The organism is Ornithinimicrobium cerasi (assembly GCF_003702705.1).
Taxonomy (GTDB): Bacteria; Actinomycetota; Actinomycetes; order Actinomycetales; family Dermatophilaceae; genus Ornithinicoccus; species Ornithinicoccus cerasi.
The window spans coordinates 1-22,709 of the sequence record NZ_QZMN01000004.1; the positions used below are offsets into that span (position 1 = coordinate 1).

The 22,709-nt window shown below is 72.7% G+C and carries 27 protein-coding genes and 2 tRNA genes; 18 read left to right on the plus strand and 11 right to left on the minus strand.

Going from position 1 to position 22,709, the window contains the following annotated elements; genetic code table 11:
- Both D4B81_RS05315 and D4B81_RS05320 read left to right on the plus strand, forming a co-directional pair.
- Window positions 1-435, plus strand: a 435-nt coding sequence (locus D4B81_RS05315) for a hypothetical protein (RefSeq protein WP_161964997.1), incomplete at its 5' end; no start/stop codon positions are given.
- A gap of 118 nt (window positions 436-553) precedes the next feature.
- Window positions 554-853, plus strand: a complete 300-nt coding sequence (locus D4B81_RS05320) for a WhiB family transcriptional regulator (protein WP_122261453.1) — start codon at window positions 554-556, stop codon at window positions 851-853.
- Between the two features lie 54 nt (window positions 854-907).
- Here the strand turns inward: D4B81_RS05320 and D4B81_RS05325 are convergent, their stop codons facing one another.
- From D4B81_RS05325 to trxA, 3 genes are all read right to left on the minus strand, one after another.
- Complete coding sequence (locus tag D4B81_RS05325) at window positions 908-1,531, minus strand: DUF6624 domain-containing protein (RefSeq protein ID WP_161964998.1); 624 nt, start codon at window positions 1,529-1,531, stop codon at window positions 908-910.
- A 173-nt stretch (window positions 1,532-1,704) separates the two neighbouring features.
- Entirely contained in the window at window positions 1,705-2,154 is a 450-nt protein-coding gene (locus D4B81_RS05330; protein WP_122261455.1) for a hypothetical protein, read from the minus strand.
- A 5-nt stretch (window positions 2,155-2,159) separates the two neighbouring features.
- The gene (gene trxA, locus D4B81_RS05335) at window positions 2,160-2,540 is read right to left on the minus strand and encodes a thioredoxin (RefSeq protein ID WP_122261456.1); all 381 of its coding nucleotides are present in this window, start codon (window positions 2,538-2,540) and stop codon (window positions 2,160-2,162) included.
- 61 nt (window positions 2,541-2,601) lie between these two features.
- Between trxA and D4B81_RS05340 the strand changes: the two genes are divergently transcribed.
- The 4 genes from D4B81_RS05340 (at window position 2,602) to D4B81_RS05355 (ending at window position 5,490) form a co-directional block, all read left to right on the plus strand.
- Window positions 2,602-4,020, plus strand: a complete 1,419-nt coding sequence (locus tag D4B81_RS05340) for an NAD-dependent malic enzyme (protein WP_122261457.1) — start codon at window positions 2,602-2,604, stop codon at window positions 4,018-4,020.
- A gap of 149 nt (window positions 4,021-4,169) precedes the next feature.
- Window positions 4,170-4,415, plus strand: a complete 246-nt coding sequence (locus D4B81_RS18730; RefSeq protein WP_237565838.1) for a VanZ family protein — start codon at window positions 4,170-4,172, stop codon at window positions 4,413-4,415.
- Between the two features lie 18 nt (window positions 4,416-4,433).
- A complete protein-coding gene (locus D4B81_RS05350) occupies window positions 4,434-4,991 on the plus strand; it encodes a YqgE/AlgH family protein (protein WP_122261459.1) in 558 nt (185 codons plus the stop codon).
- Window positions 4,992-5,049: 58 nt separating this feature from the next.
- The gene (locus D4B81_RS05355) at window positions 5,050-5,490 is read left to right on the plus strand and encodes a VOC family protein (RefSeq protein ID WP_202613584.1); all 441 of its coding nucleotides are present in this window, start codon (window positions 5,050-5,052) and stop codon (window positions 5,488-5,490) included.
- On the opposite strand, the gene D4B81_RS05360 is transcribed toward D4B81_RS05355, so the two are convergent.
- Window positions 5,457-5,771 carry a DUF3039 domain-containing protein gene (locus D4B81_RS05360; protein ID WP_122261460.1) on the minus strand — a complete coding sequence of 105 codons (315 nt, stop codon included), beginning with the start codon at window positions 5,769-5,771 and terminating at the stop codon, window positions 5,457-5,459. The genes D4B81_RS05355 and D4B81_RS05360 overlap by 34 nt on opposite strands.
- Window positions 5,772-5,907: 136 nt before the next feature.
- On the opposite strand from D4B81_RS05360, the gene D4B81_RS05365 reads away from it, so the two are divergent.
- Window positions 5,908-7,659, plus strand: coding sequence for a DEAD/DEAH box helicase (locus D4B81_RS05365; protein ID WP_122261461.1), 1,752 nt, complete (start codon window positions 5,908-5,910; stop codon window positions 7,657-7,659).
- 42 nt (window positions 7,660-7,701) lie between these two features.
- On the opposite strand, the gene D4B81_RS05370 is transcribed toward D4B81_RS05365, so the two are convergent.
- A complete protein-coding gene (locus D4B81_RS05370) occupies window positions 7,702-8,166 on the minus strand; it encodes an Lrp/AsnC family transcriptional regulator (protein WP_122261462.1) in 465 nt (154 codons plus the stop codon).
- A gap of 108 nt (window positions 8,167-8,274) precedes the next feature.
- Here D4B81_RS05370 and hppD point away from each other — a divergent pair, with 108 nt between their 5' ends.
- Both hppD and D4B81_RS05380 read left to right on the plus strand, forming a co-directional pair.
- Complete coding sequence (gene hppD, locus D4B81_RS05375) at window positions 8,275-9,507, plus strand: 4-hydroxyphenylpyruvate dioxygenase (protein ID WP_122261463.1); 1,233 nt, start codon at window positions 8,275-8,277, stop codon at window positions 9,505-9,507.
- A 125-nt stretch (window positions 9,508-9,632) separates the two neighbouring features.
- Window positions 9,633-10,538, plus strand: coding sequence for an RDD family protein (locus D4B81_RS05380; RefSeq protein WP_122261655.1), 906 nt, complete (start codon window positions 9,633-9,635; stop codon window positions 10,536-10,538).
- A gap of 9 nt (window positions 10,539-10,547) precedes the next feature.
- On the opposite strand, the gene fahA is transcribed toward D4B81_RS05380, so the two are convergent.
- Window positions 10,548-11,744: a fumarylacetoacetase gene (gene fahA / locus D4B81_RS05385; RefSeq protein ID WP_122261464.1), complete on the minus strand. Its 1,197-nt coding sequence runs from the start codon at window positions 11,742-11,744 to the stop codon at window positions 10,548-10,550.
- A gap of 46 nt (window positions 11,745-11,790) precedes the next feature.
- On the minus strand, window positions 11,791-12,696 hold the full coding sequence (locus tag D4B81_RS18000; protein WP_161964999.1) for a hypothetical protein: 906 nt from the start codon (window positions 12,694-12,696) through the stop codon (window positions 11,791-11,793).
- Between the two features lie 100 nt (window positions 12,697-12,796).
- Between D4B81_RS18000 and D4B81_RS05395 the strand changes: the two genes are divergently transcribed.
- Window positions 12,797-14,116, plus strand: a complete 1,320-nt coding sequence (locus D4B81_RS05395) for a homogentisate 1,2-dioxygenase (RefSeq protein ID WP_122261465.1) — start codon at window positions 12,797-12,799, stop codon at window positions 14,114-14,116.
- A gap of 26 nt (window positions 14,117-14,142) precedes the next feature.
- Here D4B81_RS05395 and D4B81_RS05400 read toward each other — a convergent pair whose 3' ends face one another.
- Window positions 14,143-14,406 carry a metal-sensitive transcriptional regulator gene (locus D4B81_RS05400; protein WP_170955429.1) on the minus strand — a complete coding sequence of 88 codons (264 nt, stop codon included), beginning with the start codon at window positions 14,404-14,406 and terminating at the stop codon, window positions 14,143-14,145.
- Between the two features lie 102 nt (window positions 14,407-14,508).
- On the opposite strand from D4B81_RS05400, the gene D4B81_RS05405 reads away from it, so the two are divergent.
- Window positions 14,509-15,894 (plus strand): MBL fold metallo-hydrolase, encoded by a 1,386-nt coding sequence (locus D4B81_RS05405; protein WP_122261466.1) that lies wholly within the window; start codon window positions 14,509-14,511, stop codon window positions 15,892-15,894.
- 143 nt (window positions 15,895-16,037) lie between these two features.
- Window positions 16,038-16,223, plus strand: a complete 186-nt coding sequence (locus tag D4B81_RS05410) for a hypothetical protein (RefSeq protein ID WP_122261467.1) — start codon at window positions 16,038-16,040, stop codon at window positions 16,221-16,223.
- Window positions 16,224-16,234: 11 nt separating this feature from the next.
- Here D4B81_RS05410 and D4B81_RS05415 read toward each other — a convergent pair whose 3' ends face one another.
- Together D4B81_RS05415 and D4B81_RS05420 are read right to left on the minus strand one after the other, a co-directional pair.
- Window positions 16,235-16,807 (minus strand): nicotinamidase, encoded by a 573-nt coding sequence (locus D4B81_RS05415; protein WP_122261468.1) that lies wholly within the window; start codon window positions 16,805-16,807, stop codon window positions 16,235-16,237.
- Between the two features lie 2 nt (window positions 16,808-16,809).
- On the minus strand, window positions 16,810-18,111 hold the full coding sequence (locus tag D4B81_RS05420) for a nicotinate phosphoribosyltransferase (protein WP_122261469.1): 1,302 nt from the start codon (window positions 18,109-18,111) through the stop codon (window positions 16,810-16,812).
- 121 nt (window positions 18,112-18,232) lie between these two features.
- On the opposite strand from D4B81_RS05420, the gene clpS reads away from it, so the two are divergent.
- The 6 genes from clpS to D4B81_RS05450 all read left to right on the plus strand — a co-directional run bounded on the left by clpS (window position 18,233) and on the right by D4B81_RS05450 (window position 21,930).
- Window positions 18,233-18,493 carry an ATP-dependent Clp protease adapter ClpS gene (gene clpS / locus D4B81_RS05425; protein WP_237565857.1) on the plus strand — a complete coding sequence of 87 codons (261 nt, stop codon included), beginning with the start codon at window positions 18,233-18,235 and terminating at the stop codon, window positions 18,491-18,493.
- Window positions 18,494-18,495: 2 nt separating this feature from the next.
- Complete coding sequence (locus D4B81_RS05430; RefSeq protein ID WP_122261471.1) at window positions 18,496-19,080, plus strand: DUF2017 family protein; 585 nt, start codon at window positions 18,496-18,498, stop codon at window positions 19,078-19,080.
- Window positions 19,081-19,092: 12 nt separating this feature from the next.
- A complete protein-coding gene (gltX, locus tag D4B81_RS05435) occupies window positions 19,093-20,646 on the plus strand; it encodes a glutamate--tRNA ligase (protein WP_122261472.1) in 1,554 nt (517 codons plus the stop codon).
- Between the two features lie 135 nt (window positions 20,647-20,781).
- Window positions 20,782-20,853, plus strand: a tRNA-Gln gene (locus tag D4B81_RS05440).
- Window positions 20,854-20,937: 84 nt separating this feature from the next.
- Window positions 20,938-21,010 (plus strand) — tRNA-Glu (locus D4B81_RS05445).
- 155 nt (window positions 21,011-21,165) lie between these two features.
- On the plus strand, window positions 21,166-21,930 hold the full coding sequence (locus D4B81_RS05450; RefSeq protein WP_122261473.1) for an HU family DNA-binding protein: 765 nt from the start codon (window positions 21,166-21,168) through the stop codon (window positions 21,928-21,930).
- Between the two features lie 3 nt (window positions 21,931-21,933).
- Here D4B81_RS05450 and D4B81_RS05455 read toward each other — a convergent pair whose 3' ends face one another.
- Window positions 21,934-22,638 (minus strand): M50 family metallopeptidase, encoded by a 705-nt coding sequence (locus D4B81_RS05455; RefSeq protein WP_122261474.1) that lies wholly within the window; start codon window positions 22,636-22,638, stop codon window positions 21,934-21,936.
- Window positions 22,639-22,709: the final 71 nt, after the last annotated feature.

Consider the following 22,709-nt stretch of genomic DNA (forward strand, 5'->3'; position numbering starts at 1 on the left):
GCTGACGTCCTCGTCTTCCTGGCGGTCAGCTGCATCCCCAGCAGGCGGCTCCTCCAGATCTTCGCGGAGGCAGCCACTAACGGCCAGACGACCACCCCGACGCTGTGGCACAGCTCGGTGAGCGGGCTGACCGCCGCTCCCTCGGTCTGCTACCCCGTCGCCGGTGGGATCGACGCACTTCGTGCCGACCGCGACGACACGACCGATCCGGTCCCGGTCCCGGGACAGCGGTGGCGTCACTCCTTCGCGATGACGGCCCGCGACTGGCTGCTCGTGCTGCCTGCAGTCCACTCGGCCCACCCCTTCGGTATGGCGTCGTCCGCCGTCGAGGACGTCTTCACCACGAGCTCGGTACGCCTCCGCCAGGTGCCCGGCGCGACGGCATACCGGCGCCGCCCCCACCTGCGCGACCTCCCCGTTCCGGCCTCGGCCTGATGGCAGGCAGGAGTCACTTAATGGGTGAGGCGTGGGGTCACCTTCACCACCAGGGCAACCCCGAACAGGCTGGGAGTGACATGCCGACGATGACAGCTTGCGGAGGAGGGGAGCCGGCATGAGCGCTCAGCCCGTCTCCGTCGCCTCCCTGTGGGAGTGGCAGCAGCACGGTCTCTGCCGGCAGCTCAGCCCTGAGGTGTTCTTCCACCCGGACGGCGAGCGGGGTCCGTCCCGCCGCTGGCGCGAGAACCGGGCGCTGGCGACCTGCGCGCAGTGCCCGGTCCTGCAGCAGTGCCGGGAGCACGCGCTGCGGATGCAGGAGCCCTACGGCACCTGGGGCGGGATGACCGAGAGCGAGCGGCAGGTCCTCCTGGCCGCCGGCAAGGCTCCTCGCCTGCAGGACAGCGACGCCGTCTAGCAGTGCGTAGCCGGGCTCGTCCCCGCACCGTGGGGGGCTGGTGGAGGGACGCCCCTAGGGCTCGTCCTGGGCGCAGATCCGGGCCATCTCCTCCAGGTAGTCGGACAACGGGGCAAGGCCCACCCGGGCGCGGGCGGCGTCCACCACCGCCTCGTCGGCGATCGGGGTGGCCGGCTCCGGTCCGTCGGGCCCGCAACCGACCTGCGTGCCGTAGGTCTGTGCCCGGCCGCTGCCGACGGCGACACGGTCGGTGAGATAGGCGAGGTTCCCCGGTGAGGCGTCCCCGCGCTCGACGGCCTCACCGATCAGCTGCACCGCCCGGGCCTGGAACTCCGGGTCGTGGTCGGAGTGCTGGGCGATCGCCCAGGCGGCGTCCTCCCCGTCCTCACCGACCAGGGAGATGGTCGGCCATCCGTGCTCGGCCACGATCTGCTTGAGTCGCTCGGTGCGGTCGGCGTCGTCGAGCGGGCCGGCACCCAGCCGCTCCTCCTGGTCGGCCTCGAGCATGGCCATGAGCTCGTCGTGCAGCGCCTCGTCGAAGGCGACGGCCGGTGTCGAGGTCGTGGCGACGTCCGCGTCCACCCCGGCCGTCGACCCTCGACGGTCCTCGGTGCTGCCGCACCCAGCCAGCACGGCCACCAGCACCGTCGCGGTCACCGTCGTCGTCGCCGTACGCATGAGATGCCCCTGCTGTGGACGCTCAGGGAGCGTCCGCGCCCCCGCCCGTTTGCCAGCTCGGGATCACGGGCACGGAGGAAGGCCCCGCCCACTCCGGTCACCCGCTCCATACGCCCACCCTGCCACGGTGGACGCTGCCCCGGGTCGTGCGCGACGCACCGTGTGGTGCCGGACTAGCGGTTCCGGGCCTCCTGCACCCGCGACCTCAGGCGCTCCAGCCCACCCCGGACCATCGTCCCGTAGCCGTCGGTCGGGAGGACGTCCAGGACCTGCAGGCCCACGGCGAGCTGCGCCTCGGCGTCGGCGACCCGACCCTGGCGCAGGTAGCCGTCCCCGAGGTTCAGATGCAGGCTGGGAGCCATGGCCGCGGCCGAGGTGATGCCCACGGGTGCGAGGTCCGCGTCGGCGACCTCCGCATGCTCCGTCAGGGCCGTCCGGTCCCAGCCCACCTCGTCGTCCAGCGTCGGTTGCAGATCGGCAAGGTAGTGGGCGATCACGCACCGCTGCGCGTGATCGCTCCCCTCCGTGGCCTCCCAGCAGGCGGTCAGGACCCGGAGCCCCTCCTCACGATCCCCACCCAGGGCGAGCCCGACCGCCGCCACGACCTCGTCCCAGTCAGCCATGTCGCTCAGGCGCGGGACTGGGCCCCGTCCTGGGTCTCGGCCATCTTGGCGCGCACCTCGTCCATGTCGAGGGCCTTGACCTGGGAGATGACGGAGTCCAGGTCGCGGGCCGGGAGCGCGCCGGACTGGCGAAAGACGAGCACGCCCTCCTTGAAGGCCATGATCGTGGGGATCGACGTGATCCCGGCGCCCGCGGCGAGCGCCTGCTGGTCCTCGGTGTCGACCTTGCCGAAGACGACGTCGGGGTGGGCCCCGGCCGCCTTGTCGTAGACGGGCGCGAACATCTTGCAGGGACCGCACCAGGCGGCCCACCAGTCGACGAGGACGATGTCGTTGCCGGTCACCGTCTGCTCGAAGCTGTCGGTCGTCAGGTTCACAGTGCTCATGGGGGCGTCAACGCGAGGAGGTGGTCGGGTCATTCCGGCCGATGCCGGACAATAACTCGCCATGAGCCCCGTGCCGTCCGTGTCCAACTCGATCACCGTCCGGCTCGAGCTGCCCGCGCGGGTGACGGCGGTGAGCGAGATCACCACCGCGGTCTCGGACGTCGGGGGCATGGTGACAGCGGTCGACATCAGCGAGTCGGGCACCGAGCGCCTGCAGGCCGACCTCACCATCGCCACCCACGGGACCGGTCACGCGGCGCAGGTCGTCGAGGCGGTGGCCGAGGTCGACGGCGTCGAGATCGGGCGCGTCAGCGACCGCACCTTCCTCGCCCACCTGGGCGGCAAGCTCGAGGTGCGCTCCAAGCTGCCCATCCGCAACAGGGACGACCTGTCGCTCGTCTACACCCCCGGCGTGGCCAAGATCTGCCAGGCGATCGCCGAGAACCCGGCCGACGCCCGCAGCCTCACCATCAAGCGCAACACGGTCGCGGTCGTCACCGACGGCTCAGCCGTCCTCGGCCTGGGCAACATCGGGCCTCTCGCGGCGCTGCCGGTCATGGAGGGCAAGGCGGCCCTCTTCAAGCGGTTCGCCGACATCGACGCCTTCCCCATCTGCCTGGACGCCCACGACGCCGACGAGATCGTGCGCATCGTCAAGGCGCTCGCGCCGGGCTTCGCCGGCATCAACCTGGAGGACATCTCCGCCCCTCGCTGCTTCTACATCGAGGCCCGGCTGCGCGACGAGCTGGACATCCCCGTCTTCCACGACGACCAGCACGGCACCGCCATCGTGGCCCTCGCCGCGCTGAAGAACGCCCTGCGTGTCGTCGACAAGGACATCGCCGGGGTCAGGATCGTCATGTCCGGTGCGGGCGCCGCAGGCTCGGCGATCATCCGCCTCCTGCTGCGTGCGGGGGCCAAGGACGTCGTCGTCGCCGACATCGACGGGGTCATCCACGCCCGACGCCCGGACGTGGCGAGGGGCGACAACGGCAACCTCGCCTGGATCGCCAGCCAGACCAACCTGGCGATGGAAACCGGAACGCTCACGGACGCCCTCGTCGGGGCGGACGTCTTCATCGGGGTCTCGGCCGGCAACATCCTCACCGGCGACGACATCGCGCGGATGAACGAGGACGCGATCGTCTTCGCGATGGCGAACCCGGTCCCTGAGGTGGACCCCGTCGAGGCCGGCCGGCACGCCACCGTGGTCGCGACCGGTCGCAGCGACTTCGCCAACCAGATCAACAACGTCCTGGTCTTCCCGGGGGTGTTCCGCGGTCTCCTCGACGCCCAGAGCGACCACATCGACGACGAGATGCTGCTCGCCGCGGCCTCGGCGCTCGCCGACGTCGTGCGGGACGAGGAGCTGAACCCCACCTACATCATCCCCAGCGTCTTCAACCCCGAGGCCACCAAGGCGGTCGCCCGCGCGGTCGAGACGGCGGCCCGGGCCCGCCTGGCAGGGCCGCAGTCCTGACCGCACCGGCACCGGCACCGGCATCTGCCTCGGGCCGGGCACTGCGCACCCTCGGCTGGGTCGTCCTCGTCGCGCTCCTCGTCGTCCAGGTCAGGGGCCTGTATGCCGCGGCCGTACCGGGCCTCGGCGGCGTCCCGGGGCTCGACAAGGTGGGTCACCTGCTGGTCTTCGCGCTGCCGGCGGCCGTGGCGAGATGGCTGGGTGCGCGGTGGGTGCTGGTCCTGCTGGTCGCCCACGCCCTGGTCAGCGAACCCCTGCAGGGGTGGCTGGTCCCCACGCGACAGCCTGATCCGCTCGACGCGGTGGCCGACCTCGTGGGGATCGCCGCGGGGATCCTCCTCGCGCGGACGCTCCGAGGTGCGGGGGAGCGCGCGTCCGGCAAGATGGACCGGTGAGGGACGGAGGGCCTCTGGATGGAGTTGACGACCGGCCAGCTGCTCGTGGCGACCCCGTTGACGGGTGACGCCTTCGAGCGCAGCGTCGTGCTGGTGCTGCACCACGACGAGGACGGGGCCCACGGGCTCATCCTCAACCAGCCCCTGGACGCCACGGTCGACGCGGTCCTGCCGCAGTGGCAGCCGTTCGTCACCGACCCCGGAGTGCTGTTCCGCGGGGGTCCTGTCGGCACCGACACCGCGATGGGCCTCGTCAGCGTGCCCGGCCACGACCCCTCCGACCCGCCCCTGGGCACCCAGCTGCTCTTCGGGGGCATCGGCCTGGTCGACCTGGACGCCCCGGCACCCCTGGTGGTCCCCGAGCTCGCGGCCTTCCGCATCTACATCGGCTACGCCGGATGGGGGGCGGGCCAGCTGGACGGGGAGATCCGGCGGGGCGCCTGGTACGTGGTCAGCCGCGAGGCCGGTGACGCGTTCCACGACGACACCCGCGACCTGTGGCGGGACGTCCTGATCCGGCAGCGCTCGTCGTTGTCCCTCGTGACCACCTTCAGCGAGAACCCCGAGCTCAACTGAGCCTCGGCCCGCCTGGCCACCCTTGACACGGCCGGACGCCTGGGCCAGCCTCGTCCGGATGGCGCTCGACGTCTTCCCGATCGTGAACTGCTCGCACCTGGCCCTGACGCGGGACTGGTACCGCCGGGTGCTCTCCGCGGAGGTCGACTACCAGTTCCCGGACGTGGGCGAGCCGCAGTTCCTCACGCTGCGGATCGGCTCGGGCCAGCTGGGTCTTGGCGACGGCACCGTTCCGGCGCTGCACGGAAGCGCGCCGCTGCCCGCCACCGGCCACGCCGTCGACATCTGCCTCTACGTGGCCGACCTCGACCTCGTCACGTCCGAGGCCGGCGCTGACGTCGCCGTCGCGCCTCTCGACACGCCCTGGGGCGAGCGTGTGGCCTACCTCCGTGACCCGGAGGGCACGATGCTGCTGGTGATCCAGGACCCGGCGCCCGGGCCCGAGCCCGCGCCGACGACGCTCGCTCAGCCCTCGCCGGAGCCCCCGCCACCGTCCTGAGGCGCGCGAAGGCCCTCGTAGATCTCCTTGCACATGGGGCAGACCGGGAACTTCTGCGGGTCACGCCCCGGGATCCACACCTTGCCGCAGAGGGCGATCACCGGCGCTCCGCTGAGCGCGCTCTCCAGGATCTTCTCCTTGCGCACGTAGTGCGAGAAGCGCTCGTGGTCGCCCGGTTCGGACAGGTCCGCACCGGTCCTGGTGTCGGTCCGCTCCAGGAGCGCCGTCTGGGTCTGGGGGCTGCTCGGGGCCTCCGGCGCGTCGAGCGGCTGGTCGGACATGCGCGCGGTCATGCGCCCAGTCTAGGGCTGGGTCGCGGGCGGGGCCGGACACGCCATACCACGCGGTGGGGACCCCGCCCGGCGCGTCCGGCGCCGGGTGAGTCGTGCCTGGAAAGCACCTACAGTGGGCGGCGCCATGTCGACCTCCGCCGCCTCGCACCTGCCTCCCGCCTATCCCGGACGGGCCGCCTGGGGCACCGCCAACAAGCTGCGCGCGTGGCAGGCGGCCGCGCTGGAGCGCTACCTCGAGGAGCGGCCACGCGACTTCCTCGCGGTCGCCACCCCGGGGGCGGGCAAGACGACCTTCGCCCTGCGGGTCGCGACCGAGCTGCTCGACCGGGGCGAGGTCCAGCGCATCACCGTCGTCGCCCCCACCGAGCACCTCAAGGTGCAGTGGGCCGAGGCGGCGGCCAAGGTCGGCATCCGGATCGACCCACGGTTCGCGAACGCCCAGGGCCGGCACGGCCGGGACTACGACGGCATCGCGTTGACCTATGCCGGGGTGGCGAGCAAGCCGCTCCTGCACCGCGCCCGCACCGAGGCCGCCCGCACCCTCGTCATCCTCGACGAGGTGCACCACGGGGGGGACGCCCTCTCCTGGGGGGAGGCGGTCCGCGACGCCTTCGAGCCGGCGACGCGCCGCCTCGCCCTCACGGGCACGCCCTTCCGCTCCGACACCGCAGCCATCCCCTTCGTCCGCTACGAGATGGACCACGAGGGAATCCTGCGCTCGCGCGCCGACTACACCTACGGCTACGCCGACGCGCTGCGGGACGGCGTCGTGCGCCCGGTGATCTTCCTCTCCTACGGCGGCACGATGCGCTGGCGGACGAAGGTCGGTGACGAGCTCGAGGCGCGGCTGGGGGAGGCGATCACCCAGGACATGACCAAGCAGGCCTGGCGGACCGCGCTCGACCCCGCCGGCGACTGGGTGCCCTCCGTCCTGCGCGCCGCCGACAAGAGGCTCACCGAGGTCCGCCGGCACGTCGAGGACGCCGGGGGGCTCGTCATCGCCAGCGACCAGACGTCCGCCCGGGCCTACGCCCGCCAGCTGCTGGAGATCACCGGGGAGCGCCCCACGGTCGTCCTCTCCGACGACGCGGGGGCGTCCTCCCGGATCGAGGAGTATGCCGAGGGCTCCTCCCGCTGGATGGTCGCCGTCCGCATGGTGTCGGAGGGCGTCGACGTGCCCCGCCTGTGCGTGGGTGTCTACGCCACCTCCACCTCCACCCCCCTCTTCTTCGCCCAGGCCGTGGGCCGCTTCGTGCGGGCCCGGCGCCGGGGTGAGACCGCCTCGGTGTTCCTGCCGAACGTGCCGCTGCTGCTGGGGCACGCGGGGTCCATGGAGGTCGAGCGCGACCACGCGCTGAGCCGCCCCCGCGACGAGGACGGCGAACAGCTCTGGTCCGAGGAGGAGGGACTGCTCGCCGCGGCCGGCACCGACGCGTCAGCCTCGGGCGAGCTGCTGGGCAGCTTCGAGGCGCTCCACTCCGCCGCCGAGCTCGACCACGTGCTCTTCGACGCCGAGCAGTTCGGGCTGGGCGGGCTGCCCGGGTCGCAGGACGAGGAGGAGTACCTCGGCCTGCCGGGGCTGCTCGAGCCGGACCAGGTCGCCTCCGTCCTGCGCGACCGTCAGCAGAAGCAGACCCGTCGTGGCGGCGGGCGCGAGCGCGCCGAGGCCGTGTCCGCGCACCGCGCGCTCGCCGAGCACCGCAAGGAGCTCAACAAGCTCGTCTCGGCCTACGCGCAGAAGATGGGCCAGCCGCACGCCGTCGTCCACGCCGAGCTGCGCCGGGAGTGCGGGGGGCCCGAGCTCGCCACCGCGACGAGCGAGCAGGTGCAGGCCAGGGTCCAGCGGATCCGCAACTGGTTCGTGGGGCGCCGCTGAGGCCGGGGTGCACGTGTCGGCTGGGCCGGGGCGTCGGGGTGCTCAGCGCTGCACCAGCGGCAGCGTGCGGTAGGGAACGCGCGTGGACAGGCAGATGACCGTGGAGGAGCGCTCCACCATGGGGTGCGCGACGACCTCGTCGATGACCCGCTGCAGGTCGGCGTTGTCCCTCGCGACGAGCCGGATCATCAGGTCGCCGGAGCCGGTGATGGTGTGCGCCTCCAGGACCTCCGGTATGCCGCTCACGTGCGCCACGACGGGCCCGCCGCCGGTCCCCTGACGGATCTCCAGGGTGGAGAAGGCCATCACCGGGTAGCCGAGGGCCGCCGGGTCGAGCTGGGGGGCGAAGGTGCGGATGATGCCCAGTCCGACGAGCTTGTCCAGCCGGCTCTGCGCCGTGCCCCGCGCCACCCCGAGCGCGCGCGAGGCGCCGAGCACCCCGATCCCGGGGTCCTCCTGGAGGAGGGCCAGCAACCGGGCGTCGAGGTCGTCGATCGGGTCGCTCATGGACACAGTGTGCAGTACCGGGCCGTGCAGGCGGGTCACTCTGTACAGTCTGCCCACCCGCACGAGGTGTGGTTGCGCGGCATACCCGGAGCAGACACGCTCGGCGACATGACCGACACCGCTGTCCATCTGACCGCCCAGGAGCGGGACGCCCACCTCGAGCTCGACCAGCTGCGGCAGCTCGTGGGCCTGGTGCCCTACGACGAGTCCACCGACGTCTTCCCGGTGACCGGGTGGGACGCCATCGTCTTCGTCGTCGGCAACGCCACCCAGACGGCCCACTACTACCAGTCGGCCTTCGGCATGGAGCTGGTGGGCTACTCCGGCCCGGAGACCGGCAACCGCGACCACAAGGCCTTCGTCCTGCGCTCCGGGTCGATCAGGTTCGTCGTCAAGGGGGGCGTGGACCCCGGGAGCACCCTGCACGAGCACGTCCGCCTGCACGGTGACGGCGTCGTCGACATCTCGCTGGAGGTGCCCGACGTCGACCGGTGCATCGACCACGCCCGCTCGATCGGCGCCACGATCCTGCAGGAGCCGGAGGACCTCACCGACGACCACGGGACCGTCCGGGTCGCCGCGATCGCCGCCTACGGCGACACCCGCCACACCCTCGTGCAGAGGGTCGGCCTGCCGGGCGGAGACGGGTCGGCCTACGACGGCCCCTACCTGCCGGGCTACGTGCCCCGGTCCTCCACCTTCGTCAAGCGGGAGGGTGCTCCCAAGCGGCTCTTCCAGGCCCTGGACCACATCGTCGGCAACGTCGAGCTCGGCAAGATGGACGAGTGGGTCACCTTCTACAACAAGGTCATGGGCTTCGTGAACATGGCCGAGTTCATCGGGGACGACATCGCCACCGACTACTCCGCGCTGATGTCCAAGGTCGTGGCCAACGGCAACCACCGGGTGAAGTTCCCCCTCAACGAGCCGGCGGTGGCGAAGCGGAAGTCGCAGATCGACGAGTACCTGGAGTTCTACCAGGGCCCGGGCGCCCAGCACCTTGCGCTCGCGACCAACGACATCCTCACGACCGTGGACCAGATGCGGGCCAACGGGATCGAGTTCCTCGAGACGCCTGACTCCTACTACCAGGACCCCGCGCTGCGGGAGCGGATCGGCCAGGTGCGGGTGCCGATCGAGGAGCTGCAGAAGCGCGGCATCCTCGTCGACCGCGACGAGGACGGCTACCTCCTGCAGATCTTCACCCGACCGGTCCAGGACCGGCCCACCGTCTTCTTCGAGCTCATCGAACGGCACGGCTCGCTGGGCTTCGGCAAGGGCAACTTCAAGGCCCTCTTCGAGGCGATCGAGCGCGAGCAGGAGAAGCGCGGCAACCTCTGAGGCGCACCGGCGTCCCGTGACGGCGAGCGGCATACCCCGGGGGAGGGGTATGCCGCTCGCGGCGCCTGCGCACCCACGCGCGCCGGGTGCCGACGACAGGCGCCCGGCATGGCAGGGTGTGCCGTATGAGTCAGCAAGCAGGGTGGTACGACGACCCGCAGAACGCCGAGAACCTCCGCTACTGGGACGGGGTGCAGTGGACCGACCACACCAGTCCCAAGCAGAAGCCGGACCTCGACCGGGCCGGACAGGCGGGGCAGGCGGGAGCGGGCGCGTGGGGGCCGGCACCGGGTCAGCTGGGGACGGGGCAGGGCCAGCAGCAGGGAGACGTCGGCCAGGCGGGGGGCTACGGCCAGCCGGGAGGTCCGTTCGCCGGGCAGGGCTACGGCCAGGCCTACGGTCAGGCCGGTCAGCAGCCCCAGGAGTACGGCCAGAACCCGTGGGCCGGCCAGACCGGGCAGCAGCCCTACCAGCCGATGCCCGGCGGCTACGGGAGCCAGGACGACCCGCGCAGCAGGACGCCTGACGGCCAGCCGCTCGCCGGCTGGTGGCACCGCGTGGGGGCCCGGCTGATCGACGGGGTCATCATCCTCGGGGTCGCCCTCGCCCTGCTGCCCGTGGTCGCCCCGGGCTTCATGTCCGACCTGATGGCCTGGACACTCGAGCAGGACGACCCCTTCGCCCCCCTGCCCGCCGACATCATGGACCGCCAGCTGCGCTGGGTGCTCTCCATCGGCGTGTTCGCCCTGGTCTACGAGATCGTCATGGTGCAGATGTTCGGCGGCACGGTCGGCAAGCTGGCCACCGGCCTGCGCGTCCGGCTGCGCGACCAGTCCGGGACCGTCGGCTGGGGTCCGTCGGCGATCCGGGCGCTCATCTACCAGGGGCCCGGCCTGATCGGCAACCTCTCACCGGTGCTGAGCTTCCTCGGCCTGTTCAACATCATCAACGTGCTCTGGCCGCTGTGGGACTCCAAGCGCCAGGCCCTGCACGACAAGGTCGCGAGGACCAACGTCGTCAGGAAGGGCTGAGCGCGCGCGTCATACCGCGGGGCGGACGGTCCCGGTCACCTCGGCGAGGCCGAGGACCGACCCGGCCGGTCCCGGCGCCGTCGCGCGGATGGTCACGGTGTCCCCGTCCTCGAGGAAGGTGCGGGTGGAGCCGTCCGGCAGCGTCAGCGGCGTGGTCCCGTTCCAGGTGAGCTCCAGCAGGCTGCCCCGCTCCTGCACCGCGTCGCCCGACGTGGTGCCGGAGGCGAAGAGGTCGCCGCTGCTCAAGCTCGCGCCGTTGACCGTGAGGTGGGCGAGCATCTGGGTGGGCGACCAGTACATCGTGCGGTAGGGCGGGCGCGAGACGACGGTGCCGTTGAGGCTGACCTCCATCGTCAGGTCCAGCCCGAAGAGGTCCGCGCCCTGCAGGTAGGGCAGCGGGGTGGGGTCCTGCGCCGGGAGCGGGACGCGCGCACCCTCCAGCGCCGCCATCGGGGTGATCCAGGCGGCCAGGGAGGAGGCGAAGGACTTTCCCAGGAAGGGGCCGAGGGGCACGTACTCCCACGCCTGGACGTCGCGCGCGGACCAGTCGTTGAACAGCGCCACCCCGAAGAGGTGCTCGCCGGCCTCGTCCACCGCCACCCGGCTGCCGACCGGCGTTGCCCCGCCCACGACGAACCCGAGCTCGGCCTCGATGTCGAGCCGCACGCTGGGGCCGAAGACCGGGGCGGGGTCGGTCGGCCCCTTGCGCTGACCGCAGGGTCGCACGACGTCGGTGCCGCTGACGACGACCGTCGAGGAGCGCCCGTGGTAGCCGATCGGCAGGTGCTTCCAGTTGGGGGTCAGCGCGTCGCCGTCGGGCCGGAAGATCGACCCGACGTTGGTGGCGTGCTGCTCGCTGGCGTAGAAGTCGACGTAGTCCCGCACGCGGAACGGCAGGTGCACCGGGCGCCCCGCCAGCGGGAGCAGGTGGGGCGTCAGGCGCTCGCGCCCCTCCGGGTCGCCGATCTCCTCCTGCAGCCAGGACCGCAGTCCCGACCAGGCGGAGGGTCCCAGGTCGAGGAACGCGTTCAGGGTGGGGCGCGCCAGCTCAGGCGCCCACGGCGTCCCGGTCGCGGCGGTCGCCAGGTCGAGGGCGTGCTCCCCGAGGCGGACCGCCAGGTGCACCTCATCGCCCACGGAGACCGCGCCGTAGGGCAGGTGGTGCGGGCCGAACGGGTGGTCGGGGGGCAGGTCGAACGGGCTCATCCTTCTCCTTCTCGGGTATGCCGTGCGCCCGGCTCCGCGGGCGTCCTCACGCGGGCAGGATGCCCAGGCGGGCGAGCTCGTCGAGCGGGTCGGTGACGCAGCAGCAGCCGAAGGACACGAAGCGGGAGCGCAGCGCGGCCACGTCGCCCCCCTCCAGCCCGAGGGCCAGGGCGGCCAGTCCGTCGGCGTCCTCCGAGGCGAGCACCGCCTCCAGGCTGGGCAGCGGCAGGCGGTGGTCGTCGAGGTAGTGGCTCGCCAGCAGGACGTTGAGCACGCCGTGCTGGAACTCCCTCCCGCCCCCGGGCCGGTCCGCCTCCCCGGCGACGGCGTGGTGGAGCCCCCCGGTGACCTTGAACGGCAGGTCGTGGCGGCGGACCCCCTCGAGGAAGTCGGCGAGCTCGCGCGCGCTCGGGACCGGTGCGGCCGGGGTGGACTGCGTGCGCAGCTTGGCGAGCACCCGGGGGTGCCCGTCGGCGGTGGCCGCCGCCAGGTCGCCCAGCGCGGCCGCCTGGGCCGCCGGGTCGCGGGGCACCTCGACGGCGACCGGCAGGCCGAGACCGAGCGCCTGCCGCCAGCGGTCCGCGCCGTCGTGCGTTAGCTCGACCGAGGCCACGGCGAGGTGGGGGCTGCGGTCCAGGGTGGCGATCGCGTCGAGCAGGTCCTCCACGGAGGTGCCGGCCCGGGCGACGACGCCCACGCGGACCGGCTCCGTCCCGGTCGCCTCCCCGGTCTCCAGGTCGTCGACCGGGGGGTCGGCGCCGGCCGCGTCGACCAGGGAGGTCGCGCCTGAGGCGCTGATGAGCAACGGACCCAGCAGGTCGCCATACCGGCCGGCGCGGAGCGCGAGGTGCTCCGCCCAGGCACGCGGCACCGGCGCGTCGCCCGGCGGGAAGACCGCCGCGTCGTCCACCAGCCCGCGCAGCAGGGAGCGGTGCGCCGGCCTCGTTGACATGCCCGGCACGCTACTGCATCGTGTCGGGGGAGCAGACGCCGTCGTCCGCGGGGCGGACGCGCGACCACGACCACCGCAGACCCTCCCGAACGGAGCGCAGATGGCCCACTTCCGCAGCATGGGGAACGTCCCGCCGAAGCGGCACACGCAGCACCGCGACGAGCGGGGTGAGCTCTACTCCGAGGAGCTCATGGGGGAGGAGGGGTTCTCCAGCGACTCGAGCCTGCTCTACCACCGCAACATCCCCTCGGCGATCGCCGACGCGCGCGTGTGGGACCTGGGGGACATGTCGACCGTGCCCAACCACCCGCTGCTGCCCCGGCACCTCCGGCTGCACGACCTGTTCGTCGCGTCCCGGGGGCAGGACGGCGGCCCGGTGCTGGAGCAGGGGGTAGACGTCGTCACCGGGCGCCGGCTGGTGCTCGGCAACGGCGACGTGCGGCTGCTCTACGTCGTCGCGGACACGCCGAGCCCGTGGTATCGCAACGCGATCGGGGACGAGTGCGTCTACGTCGAGCGTGGCGGGGCGCGGGTCGAGACGGTCTTCGGTGCGTTCGAGGTGGGGCGGGGCGACTACCTCATCATCCCGAGGGCGACCACGCACCGGTGGCTCCCGCGGGTGGCGGGGCAGGAGGGCTACGTCGAGCCGCTGCGCGCGTACTGCATCGAGGCGAACAGCCACATCGGCCCGCCGAAGCGCTACCTGTCGAAGTTCGGGCAGCTGCTCGAGCACGCGCCGTACTGCGAGCGGGACCTGCGTGGCCCGGACGGGCCGCTGCTCGCCGAGGACGTCGGCGCGGACCGGGAGGAGAGCACCGAGGTCTATATCAAGCACCGGGGTGGCGGCGAGCGGTCCACCGGGGGCCTCGTGGGGACGGTCTACACCTACCCGTACCACCCGCTCGACGTCGTCGGGTGGGACGGCTGCCTCTACCCCTACGCCTTCAACATCGCCGACTTCGAGCCGATCACGGGCCGCGTCCACCAGCCCCCGCCGGTCCACCAGGTCTTCGAGGCCTGGAACTTCGTCGTCTGCAACTTCGTGCCGCGCAAGGTGGACTACCACCCGCTCGCGATCCCAGTGCCCTACTACCACTCCAACGTCGACTCCGACGAGATCATGTTCTACGTCGACGGCGACTACGAGGCGCGCAAGGGCTCGGGGATCGGCCGGGGGTCGATCTCGGTCCACCCGGGCGGCCACGCCCACGGGCCCCAGCCGGGTGCGAGCGAGGCGTCGATCGGCGTCGAGTACTTCGACGAGACCGCCGTGATGGTCGACACGTTCCGCCCCCTGGAGCTGGGGGAGGCGGGGAGGGCGGTCGACGACGGGCGCTACGCCGGTTCGTGGGGTCGCGGCCTCGCCGCGGGGCCGGAGGAGGACCGTCCCGGCGGCGACGAGGTCTTCACGACCAGCTGAGCGACCTGGTCAGGAGGGGGAGGTGGTCAGGCGAGCGTGAGGAAGAGCTTCTCCATGGTGGCCTGGTCCTCCTCGTTCACGCCGTCCGGACTGCTCAGGCACTCGCGCAGACCGGTCGCGACGATCGCGAAACCGGCGCGGTCCAGAGCCCGGTTGACCGCCGCGAGCTGGTTCACCACGTCCTTGCAGTCGCGGCCCTCCTCGATGAGCCGGATCACGCCGCCGAGCTGTCCCTGGGCACGCCGGAGCCGGTTGACGACCGCGGTCATGTCGTCGGGGTTGAGAGTCACCATGTTCCGAGTGTATACCCCCGGGGGTACGGCTGCGGTGTGCTATCGTCGTCATACCCCCTGGGGTATATAGACCGACCGACCGTGGAAGGACACCCATCAGTGAGCACGACCGACGTCATCCGGGCCACGGACGAGGTGCGGATCCTCGTTCTCGAGACGCCGTCACTCGGGGACCGCAGCTATCTCGCGCACGACAGTGAGGTGGCCCTCGTGGTCGACCCGCAGCGCGACATCGACCGGGTCCTCCGGCTCGCCGAGGACGAGGGGGTGCGCATCACGCACGTCCTGGAGACGCACATCCACAACGACTACGTCACCGGGGGACTGGCGCTCGCGGAGGCGACGGGTGCGGCATACCTCGTCAACGGGGAGGACGCCGTCTCCTTCGAACGGGTCCCGGTGCGGGACGGTGAGGTCGTGGAGGTGTCGCCGACGATGTCGATCCGCGTCATCGCCACGCCCGGCCACACCTTTACCCACCTCTCCTACGCGCTGCTCGCGGACCGCCAGGAGGTCGGCGTGTTCACGGGTGGCTCGATGCTGTTCGGCTCGACCGGACGGCCCGACCTGCTCGGCCCCGACCACACCGAGGCGCTGGTGCACCACCAGTACGCCTCCACCCACCGGCTCGCGCACGAGCTGCCGGCCGACGTCCACGTCCTGCCCACCCACGGCTTCGGGTCGTTCTGCTCCGCCGGCTCCAGCGAGGGGGCCACCGCGTCGACCATCGGCCGGGAGCGCCGCGAGAACCCGGCGCTGACGCAGGAGGAGGATCGCTGGGTCGAGCAGACGCTCGCCGGCCTCGACGCTTTCCCCGCCTACTACGCCCACATGGGGCCGGCGAACGCCGCGGGCCCGGACGCCGTCGAGCTCGACCCGCCCGCGCGGGCCGACAAGGACGCCATCGCCCGGAGCCTGCGCGACGGTGAGTGGGTGGTCGACCTGCGCAACCGCACCGCGTTCGCCGCCGGGCACGTCGTGGGCACCCTCAACATCGGGATCGACGGCCAGTTCTCCACCTATCTCGGCTGGCTGATCCCCTGGGGAACCCCCCTCACCCTGCTCGGCGAGACGCCGGAGCAGGTGGCCGAGGCCCAGCGGGAGCTGGTCCGGATCGGCATCGACGAGCTCGAGGGGGCTGCCACCGGCGGGCCCGCCGACTGGACCGACGCCGAGCCGGGCAGCTTCCCGCGCGCGCAGTTCGCCGACCTCGCCCAGGTCCGGCACCACCGCCCGGTCACCGTGCTCGACGTGCGCCGCGCCCCGGAGCACGCGGACGGCCACATCGAGGGGGCGGTGAACGTACCCATCCACGAGATCCTCGGCCGGCTGGGTGAGCTGCCCGACGGGGAGATCTGGGTGCACTGCGCCGGCGGCTACCGCGCCTCGGTGGTCGCCTCCGTCCTCGCCGCGTCCGGCCGGCAGGTGGTCGCCGTGGACGACAGCTTCGAGCGCGCCGGCGGGGCCGGCCTGCCGATCGTCTGAGGGTCCGGGCGTCCGCACCCGGCACCTGCCCACCCCGAGAAACCCCCCCACCCCTGAACAGCCCAGAACACCCCGACACCCCCCGACACCCCCCGACACCCCCCGACACCCCCCGACACCCCCCGACACCCAAGGAGATCCCCATGTGCCGTTCCGTCAGCTGCAAGGTCTGCGGCAAGACCACCTGGGCCGGTTGCGGCCAGCACGTCGACCAGGTGATGGCCGGCGTGCCCCGCACCGACCGCTGCCTCGGACACACCGAGGCCGAGCAGCAGAGGGCCACCGCCGGCCGCGGAGGCTTCCTCAGCCGGCTCCTCGGCCAGGGCTGAGCGCCGCTCGCTCAGCGCAGCGCGACCCCGGCGGCGCGGAGCTCGGCCAGCGCCGTCCTCGTCGTCGCCGGGTCCACGCCCGCCACGAGGTCCAGCAGCACGGCCGTCCCGAACCCCTCGCGGACGGCGTCGAGGGCCGTCGCCCGCACGCAGTGGTCGGTGGCGATGCCCACGACGTCCACCTCGCGCACCTCCCGCTCGCGGAGCCACTCCGCGAGACCGGTCCGTCGGCCGTGCGCCTCGACGACCCCCTCGAAGCCGCTGTACGCGGCCTCGTGCTCGCCCTTGCGGAAGACCGCCTGCACGTGGGCGAGGGCAGGTGCCAGCTCGGGGGAGAACTCGGCGCCGCTCGTGCCCGCCGCGCAGTGCACCGGCCAGCTCGTGCGGTAGTCGGGCTCGGGCGACCAGTGCGCGCCCGGGTCGACGTGCCAGTCCGCGGTCGCCACGACCGTGGCGTAGTCCTGCCCGTGCTCCCGCAGGTGCTCGCCGACGCCGGTGGCGACGGCGGTGCCACCCTCGACAGCCAGCGAGCCGCCCTCGCAGAAGTCGTTCTGCACGTCCACGATGATCAGCGCCCTGCTCATGGTCAGCTCCAGTCGTCGAGGTACTCGGTGGGGATGGCGGCCTCGCCGTGCGAGAGCCGCAGCGCGGTGACGGGCAGCTCGGCGCGGGACCGGGCGTGCCGCTCCCGGGCGGAGCCGGCGTCGGTCGGGGCCACCACCTCACCGTCCGCCACCAGGCGGACGAGGAGCTCGCGGTCGTCGCCGTCGTCCTGCGGACGCTCGTCGATGCCGATGATCTCGGCCCTGGCCACGCCGGCCGCCGAGCGCCGCCGCAGGGCGAACTTGCGGCCACCCACGCTCGCCTTGTCCTTGCTGGCCTTGGCGACCCCCTCCATGCGGCCGGCGTCGCTCTCCCGGCTGACGAGCTTGTAGACCATCCCGGCAGCCGGGTGGCCGGACCCCGTCACGACGCTGGTGCCGACCCCGTAGCGGTCGACGGGCGCGGCCTGCAGGGCGGCGATGGCGTGCTCGTCCAGGTCCGACGTGACCACGATCCGGGTGCCCCGGGCGCCGAGCGCGTCCAGCTGGGCGCGCACCTCGTGCGCCTGCCCGACGAGGTCGCCCGAGTCCAGCCGCACCCCGCCCAGCTCCGGGCCCGCCAGCTCCACGGCGAGCTCCACGGCGGCGGTCACGTCATAGGTGTCCACCAGGAGCGTGGTCTGCAGCCCCAGGCTCGCGAGCTGGTTGGCGAAGGCGTCCCGCTCGTCGTCGTGCAGGAGGGTGTAGGAGTGGGCGGCGGTCCCCGCAGTGGGGATGCCGTGCCGGCGCCCCGCCTCGAGGTTGGAGGTCGAGGCGAAGCCGGCGATGTAGGCGGCCCGGGCCGCCGCCACCGCCGACTCCTCGTGGGTGCGCCGCGACCCCATCTCGATGCACGGGCGGTCACCGGCCGCCGCCGTCATCCGGGAGGCTGCGGAGGCGACCGCCGAGTCGTGGTTGAGGACGGACAGGATGAGGGTCTCCAGGACCACGCCCTCGGCGAAGGTCGACTCGACCACCATGAGCGGTGAGCCCGGGAGGTAGACCTCGCCCTCGGCATACCCCCAGATGTCGCCGGAGAAGCGGTAGCCCGCGAGCCAGTCCAGCGTCCGGTCGTCGACCACCGAGCGCTCGCGCAGGTAGGCGATCTCCTCCTCCCCGAAACGGAAGTCGCGCAACGCCTCCAGCACGCGGCCGGTCCCGGCGAGCACGCCGTAGCGACGGCCGTCGGGCAGCCGACGGGCGAAGGCCTCGAAGACGCAGGGGCGGTCGGCGTGACCGCTGCGCATCGCGGCCTGGATCATCGTCAGCTCGTAGTGGTCCGTCAGCAGCGCCGTGCTCGGGTTCACGCTCCCCAGCGTAGAGGGGTCCGGGTGGGGGGCTGTCTAGAGTGGAGCCGTGCCGACCGACACCCCGCAGCCGCCCGTCCCGCCCCAGGGTCCGCGGACCACGCCGGAGCGCCGCACCACCGTGGCGGTGCTCGACCGGCCCGAGGCCGACACCCCCTGGGTCACCCTGGTCTGGAACGACCCGGTCAACCTGATGTCCTACGTCACGTGGGTCCTGCAGACGCACTTCGGCTACCCGCGCCCCCGCGCCGAGGCCCTGATGATGGACGTCCACACCAAGGGCCGCGCGGTGGTGTCCACGGGCACCCGGGAGAAGTGCGAGGCCGACACCGAGGCGATGCACGGTTTCGGCCTGTGGGCCACCTTCCAGAAGGACGACTGAGGATGGCGACCGCGTTCCGGCGCAAGGGCGGACGGCTCGTCGCGAGCTTCGACGCCGAGGAGATCGCGCTCGTCCGGCACGTCCTCGAGCTCACCCGGGCCTTCGTGGCGCCCGAGCGGCCGGACACGGGCGACCCGTTCCTGGACCTCATCGCCGGCCTGGGGGAGGAGGTCGACCCGCAGGAGCCGAGCGACCCGGCGCTGGCCAGGTTGCTGCCGCCCGCCTCCCGGGACGACGCGGACCAGGCGGCGGAGTTCCGCCGCCTCACCGAGCACGGGCTGCGCTCGCGCAAGGCTGCCACCATCAGCACCGCGGTCGCCGCGCTGGACGCGGCGACGCCTCCCACGCTCGAGCTCGACCCCGACCAGGCCCGCGCGCTGGCGATCGCGCTCACCGACGCCCGGCTGATCCTGGGGGAGCGGCTCGGGCTGCGCACCGACGAGGACTCCGAACGGCTGCACGACCAGCTGGACGCCGCGCTGCAGGGCGACCTCGAGCTGGACCCCGCGACCGCCCAGAAGATGGCCTACTACGACTTCCTCTCCTGGCTCCAGGAGTCGGTCACGGCAGCGATGCTCGGTCAGTAGGCTGACCGCATCATGACGACTCACCCTGCCGCCGCCTCCGCCACCGAGGACACCGAGGTCACGGGCGCCGACGTGCGCGTCCGCTTCTGCCCCAGCCCGACCGGGACCCCGCACGTGGGCATGGCCCGCACCGCCCTGTTCAACTGGGCGTTCGCCCGTCACCACGGCGGCACCTTCGTGTTCCGCATCGAGGACACCGACGCCGCGCGCGACTCCGACGCCTCCGTCGAGCAGCTGGTGGAGGCGCTGGACTGGCTCGGCCTGGACCACGACGAGGGCCCCGGGGTCGGCGGTCCCTACGGTCCCTACCGGCAGAGCGAGCGGCACGAGCTGCACGCTGACGTGGCCAGACGGCTCCTGGAGGCCGGCCTCGCCTACGAGTCCTGGTCGACCCCCGAGGAGGTCGAGGCTCGGCACCGGGCCGCCGGCCGCGACCCCAAGCTGGGCTACGACAACGCCGACCGGGACCTGGGCGAGGAGGAGGTCGCGGCATACCGCGCGCAGGGGCGGGAACCGGTGCTGCGGCTGCGGATGCCCGACGAGGACCTCACCTTCACCGACCTGGTGCGCGGGGAGGTGACCTTCCGGGCCGGCTCCGTGCCCGACTTCGTCATCGTCCGGGGCAACGGTCAGCCGCTCTACACCCTGGTCAACCCGGTGGACGACGCGACGATGCGCATCACCCACGTCATCCGGGGCGAGGACCTCCTCTCCTCGACCCCCAGGCAGATCGCGCTCTACCGCGCCCTGATCGAGATCGGGGTGGCCGAGCGGGTGCCGACGTTCGCGCACCTGCCGCTCGTGCTGGGCGAGGGCAGCAAGAAGCTGTCGAAGCGGGACCCGCAGTCCGACCTGTTCCTGCACCGCGAGCGCGGGTTCGTCCGGGAGGGGATGATCAACTACCTCGCGCTGCTGGGGTGGTCGATCGGCCCCGACCGCGACATCTTCGAGCCCGACCAGCTGGTCGAGGCCTTCGACGTGCGGGACGTCAACCCCAACCCGGCGCGCTGGGACCAGAAGAAGGCGGAGTCGATCAACGGCGACCACCTGCGCCGGCTTCCGTTGGCGGAGTTCACCTCCCGCCTGCTGCCCGTGCTGCGGGAGGCCGGGGTGCTGGGGGAGCGGTCCGGGATGGGCGAGCTCGCCCGGCTCAAGGACGTGGCCGACCTCATCCATACACGCATCCAGGTGCTCTCCGAGGCGGTCCCGCTGGTCCGGCCCTTCTACGTGCGGGGCGAGGAGCTGCAGATCGCGGACGACGCCCGGAGCCAGCTCAAGGAGGACAGCGCGGCAGTCCTGGACGCCGCGGTCGCTGCGCTGGAACCGATCTCGGGTGCCTTCCCGCAGCCGCTCGGCGGCGGGGTGGAGTGGACCTCGGAGCGCATCGAGGAGGCGCTGCGCGTGGCGCTCGTCGAGGGGATGGGCCTCAAGCCGCGGCTCGCCTTCGGGCCGGTGCGGACGGCCGTGTCCGGTCAGCGGATCAGCCCGCCCCTGTTCGAGTCGATGGCCATCCTGGGCAAGCACGAGACCCTCGCCCGGCTGCGCCGGCTCCGCTCCGAGCTCTGAGCCGGCTCGAGCCGGCCCGCCCGGCCGGGCATCCGAGCGTCCTCCGGATTTGGGTCCGGGGCAGGGGGGCGGTAAGGTAACTCCTCGGTTCGCCGCTCGGAATTCCACCCTGGAAGAACGGTCGGAGATACCCCTTGGGGTATGGTGTAATTGGCAGCACGACTGATTCTGGTTCAGTTAGTCTAGGTTCGAGTCCTGGTACCCCAGCGCGATGATCGGCTCCGGCCGATTTCGCGGAGATCCGCCCGATCGGGTAAAGTCTCCCCTCGGCGCAGACGCGCCGCAGCGCACGGCCCCGTTGTGTAGTGGCCTAGCACGCCGCCCTCTCAAGGCGGTAGCGCGGGTTCGAATCCCGTCGGGGCTACGTCGTGCAGAAGGCCCCCGCCGCACCCGGCGGGGGCCTTTTCCGTGCCCGGAGTCGCTGTGGCGCATCGACATCCACCGGCCTGCGGGCTAGCGTGATCCTCGAGCACCGCCGGGCAGCCGCCCGGTCGTGCGGTCGAGGACAGGAGCAGCGCGATGAACAAGGCGGACCTCATCGAGGCCCTTGCGCCCAAGGTCGGAGGGAGGGCGGTGGCGACCCAGGCGGTGGAGTCGCTCGTCGACCTGGTGCTCCGCGAGGTCGCGTCCGGGGGCAGTGTCGTGGTCACCGGTTTCGGGACCTTCGAGAAGACCGACCGGGCCCCCCGCACCGGTCGGAACCCGCGCACGGGCGAGGCCGTCCCGATCGGTGCGACGAGCCTGCCGCGGTTCCGTCCGGCCGCGTACTTCAAGGACGTCGTCGGGGACCCCGCCCGCCTGCCCAAGGACGGCCTGGCCGGGGTCCGCGTCGGGAGCGACGGCACCGCGCCCCCGCGGGAGGGGGTCCCGCCGACGGTGCGCCGGGGGTCCCAGCCGACCGCCGGGACCTCGGGGCACGCCCGCTCCGCCGGGTCGGGCGACGCGCCGGCGCGCCGGAGCCCCGCAGCCACGACCGGCACGCCGAGCACGGTCCGCGCGACGGCCCCGGTGGAGCCGGCCCCGGAGGCGCCGGAGGACGAGACCAGCCCCCGCAGCTCCGGGCTGGTCGCCGGTGGCGAGGAGATCACGCGCGGCATGATCAACGCCAAGAAGGCGCAGCTGGCACGGGTCAAGAGCGACGAGGTCGCCCGCTCCGCCGCGAAGAAGGAACGGAAGAAGTCGAAGGACGGCCAGAAGGACAAGGCCAAGGACGCGGAGAAGAGCAAGGAGAAGAGCAAGGAGAAGGGGAAGGGCAAGAGCAGGTCGAAGGGCCGGAAGGCCTGAGCCTCACGGCACCGGCGCGAGGAGCAGGACGCCGCCGCCCAGGGCCGCCACGCAGGTCAGCCAGAACAGCGCGATCCACACCCCGGCGGGCAGGCCGGTGAGGCCGGCCAGCTGGTCGGCGTCGCTCGTCCGGTCGCGGCGCCCGCGGCGTGCGCGCTGCATCTCCATCACCGACCGCGGGGTGGCGAGCAGGAGCACCCACACCACGAGGTATGCCGTGCCCGTCACCACGGGTCCGGGGGCGGACCACGACAGGCCGGCGACCACGGACCCGGTGAGCAGGACGACCCACAGGCCGTAGAGGTTGCGGACGAGGGCCAGGAGGACCGCGCAGGTGAGCACGAGCGACCAGAGCAGGCCCGCGGCATACCCCGCACCGAGCAGGAGCGCACCGAGCACCCCCACGGCGGCGGGCGCGGGGTAGCCCGCGAGCAGCGTCGCGACCATCCCGGGACCGCGGGGACGGCCGTGCGAGACCGTGAGACCGGACGTGTCGGAGTGCAGGCGGACCCCACGCACCCGCCTCCCGACGAGCCGCGCCACGAGGGCGTGACCGACCTCGTGGAGGAGGGTGACGAGGTGGCGCACGACCCGGTAGCCCGCCGGGCTCCAGGTGAGAGCCAGCGCGAGCAGGCCCAGGGCCAGCGAGGCCTCCCAGGACAGCGGCGGCTGGGTCGTCGTCACCCGGCCCCAGATGTCGCTCAGCACGGGGGGAGCCTGCCAGACGTGCCTGGGCCCACGCTGTCGGTGTCCGGTGCCATCCTGGGAGGACGACGAGG

Bases quoted from the DNA above. Each gene is read 5' to 3' on its own strand.
- fahA (WP_122261464.1), bottom strand. From the start codon at position 11,744: ATGAGCCCGTTCGACCTGCCCCCCGACCACCCGTTCGGCCCGCACCAC.
- D4B81_RS05350 (WP_122261459.1), top strand. From the start codon at position 4,434: ATGGAGTTGACGACCGGCCAGCTGCTCGTGGCGACCCCGTTGACGGGT.
- D4B81_RS18000 (WP_161964999.1), bottom strand. From the start codon at position 12,696: ATGTCAACGAGGCCGGCGCACCGCTCCCTGCTGCGCGGGCTGGTGGAC.
- D4B81_RS05360 (WP_122261460.1), bottom strand. From the start codon at position 5,771: ATGTCCGACCAGCCGCTCGACGCGCCGGAGGCCCCGAGCAGCCCCCAG.
- D4B81_RS05415 (WP_122261468.1), bottom strand. From the start codon at position 16,807: ATGAGCAGGGCGCTGATCATCGTGGACGTGCAGAACGACTTCTGCGAG.
- hppD (WP_122261463.1), top strand. From the start codon at position 8,275: ATGACCGACACCGCTGTCCATCTGACCGCCCAGGAGCGGGACGCCCAC.
- gltX (WP_122261472.1), top strand. From the start codon at position 19,093: ATGACGACTCACCCTGCCGCCGCCTCCGCCACCGAGGACACCGAGGTC.
- D4B81_RS05395 (WP_122261465.1), top strand. From the start codon at position 12,797: ATGGCCCACTTCCGCAGCATGGGGAACGTCCCGCCGAAGCGGCACACG.
- D4B81_RS05340 (WP_122261457.1), top strand. From the start codon at position 2,602: ATGAGCCCCGTGCCGTCCGTGTCCAACTCGATCACCGTCCGGCTCGAG.
- D4B81_RS05370 (WP_122261462.1), bottom strand. From the start codon at position 8,166: ATGAGCGACCCGATCGACGACCTCGACGCCCGGTTGCTGGCCCTCCTC.
- D4B81_RS05365 (WP_122261461.1), top strand. From the start codon at position 5,908: ATGTCGACCTCCGCCGCCTCGCACCTGCCTCCCGCCTATCCCGGACGG.
- D4B81_RS05330 (WP_122261455.1), bottom strand. From the start codon at position 2,154: ATGGCTGACTGGGACGAGGTCGTGGCGGCGGTCGGGCTCGCCCTGGGT.
- D4B81_RS05380 (WP_122261655.1), top strand. From the start codon at position 9,633: ATGAGTCAGCAAGCAGGGTGGTACGACGACCCGCAGAACGCCGAGAAC.
- D4B81_RS05320 (WP_122261453.1), top strand. From the start codon at position 554: ATGAGCGCTCAGCCCGTCTCCGTCGCCTCCCTGTGGGAGTGGCAGCAG.
- D4B81_RS05430 (WP_122261471.1), top strand. From the start codon at position 18,496: ATGGCGACCGCGTTCCGGCGCAAGGGCGGACGGCTCGTCGCGAGCTTC.
- D4B81_RS05325 (WP_161964998.1), bottom strand. From the start codon at position 1,531: ATGCGTACGGCGACGACGACGGTGACCGCGACGGTGCTGGTGGCCGTG.
- D4B81_RS05410 (WP_122261467.1), top strand. From the start codon at position 16,038: ATGTGCCGTTCCGTCAGCTGCAAGGTCTGCGGCAAGACCACCTGGGCC.
- trxA (WP_122261456.1), bottom strand. From the start codon at position 2,540: ATGAGCACTGTGAACCTGACGACCGACAGCTTCGAGCAGACGGTGACC.
- D4B81_RS05450 (WP_122261473.1), top strand. From the start codon at position 21,166: ATGAACAAGGCGGACCTCATCGAGGCCCTTGCGCCCAAGGTCGGAGGG.
- D4B81_RS05355 (WP_202613584.1), top strand. From the start codon at position 5,050: ATGGCGCTCGACGTCTTCCCGATCGTGAACTGCTCGCACCTGGCCCTG.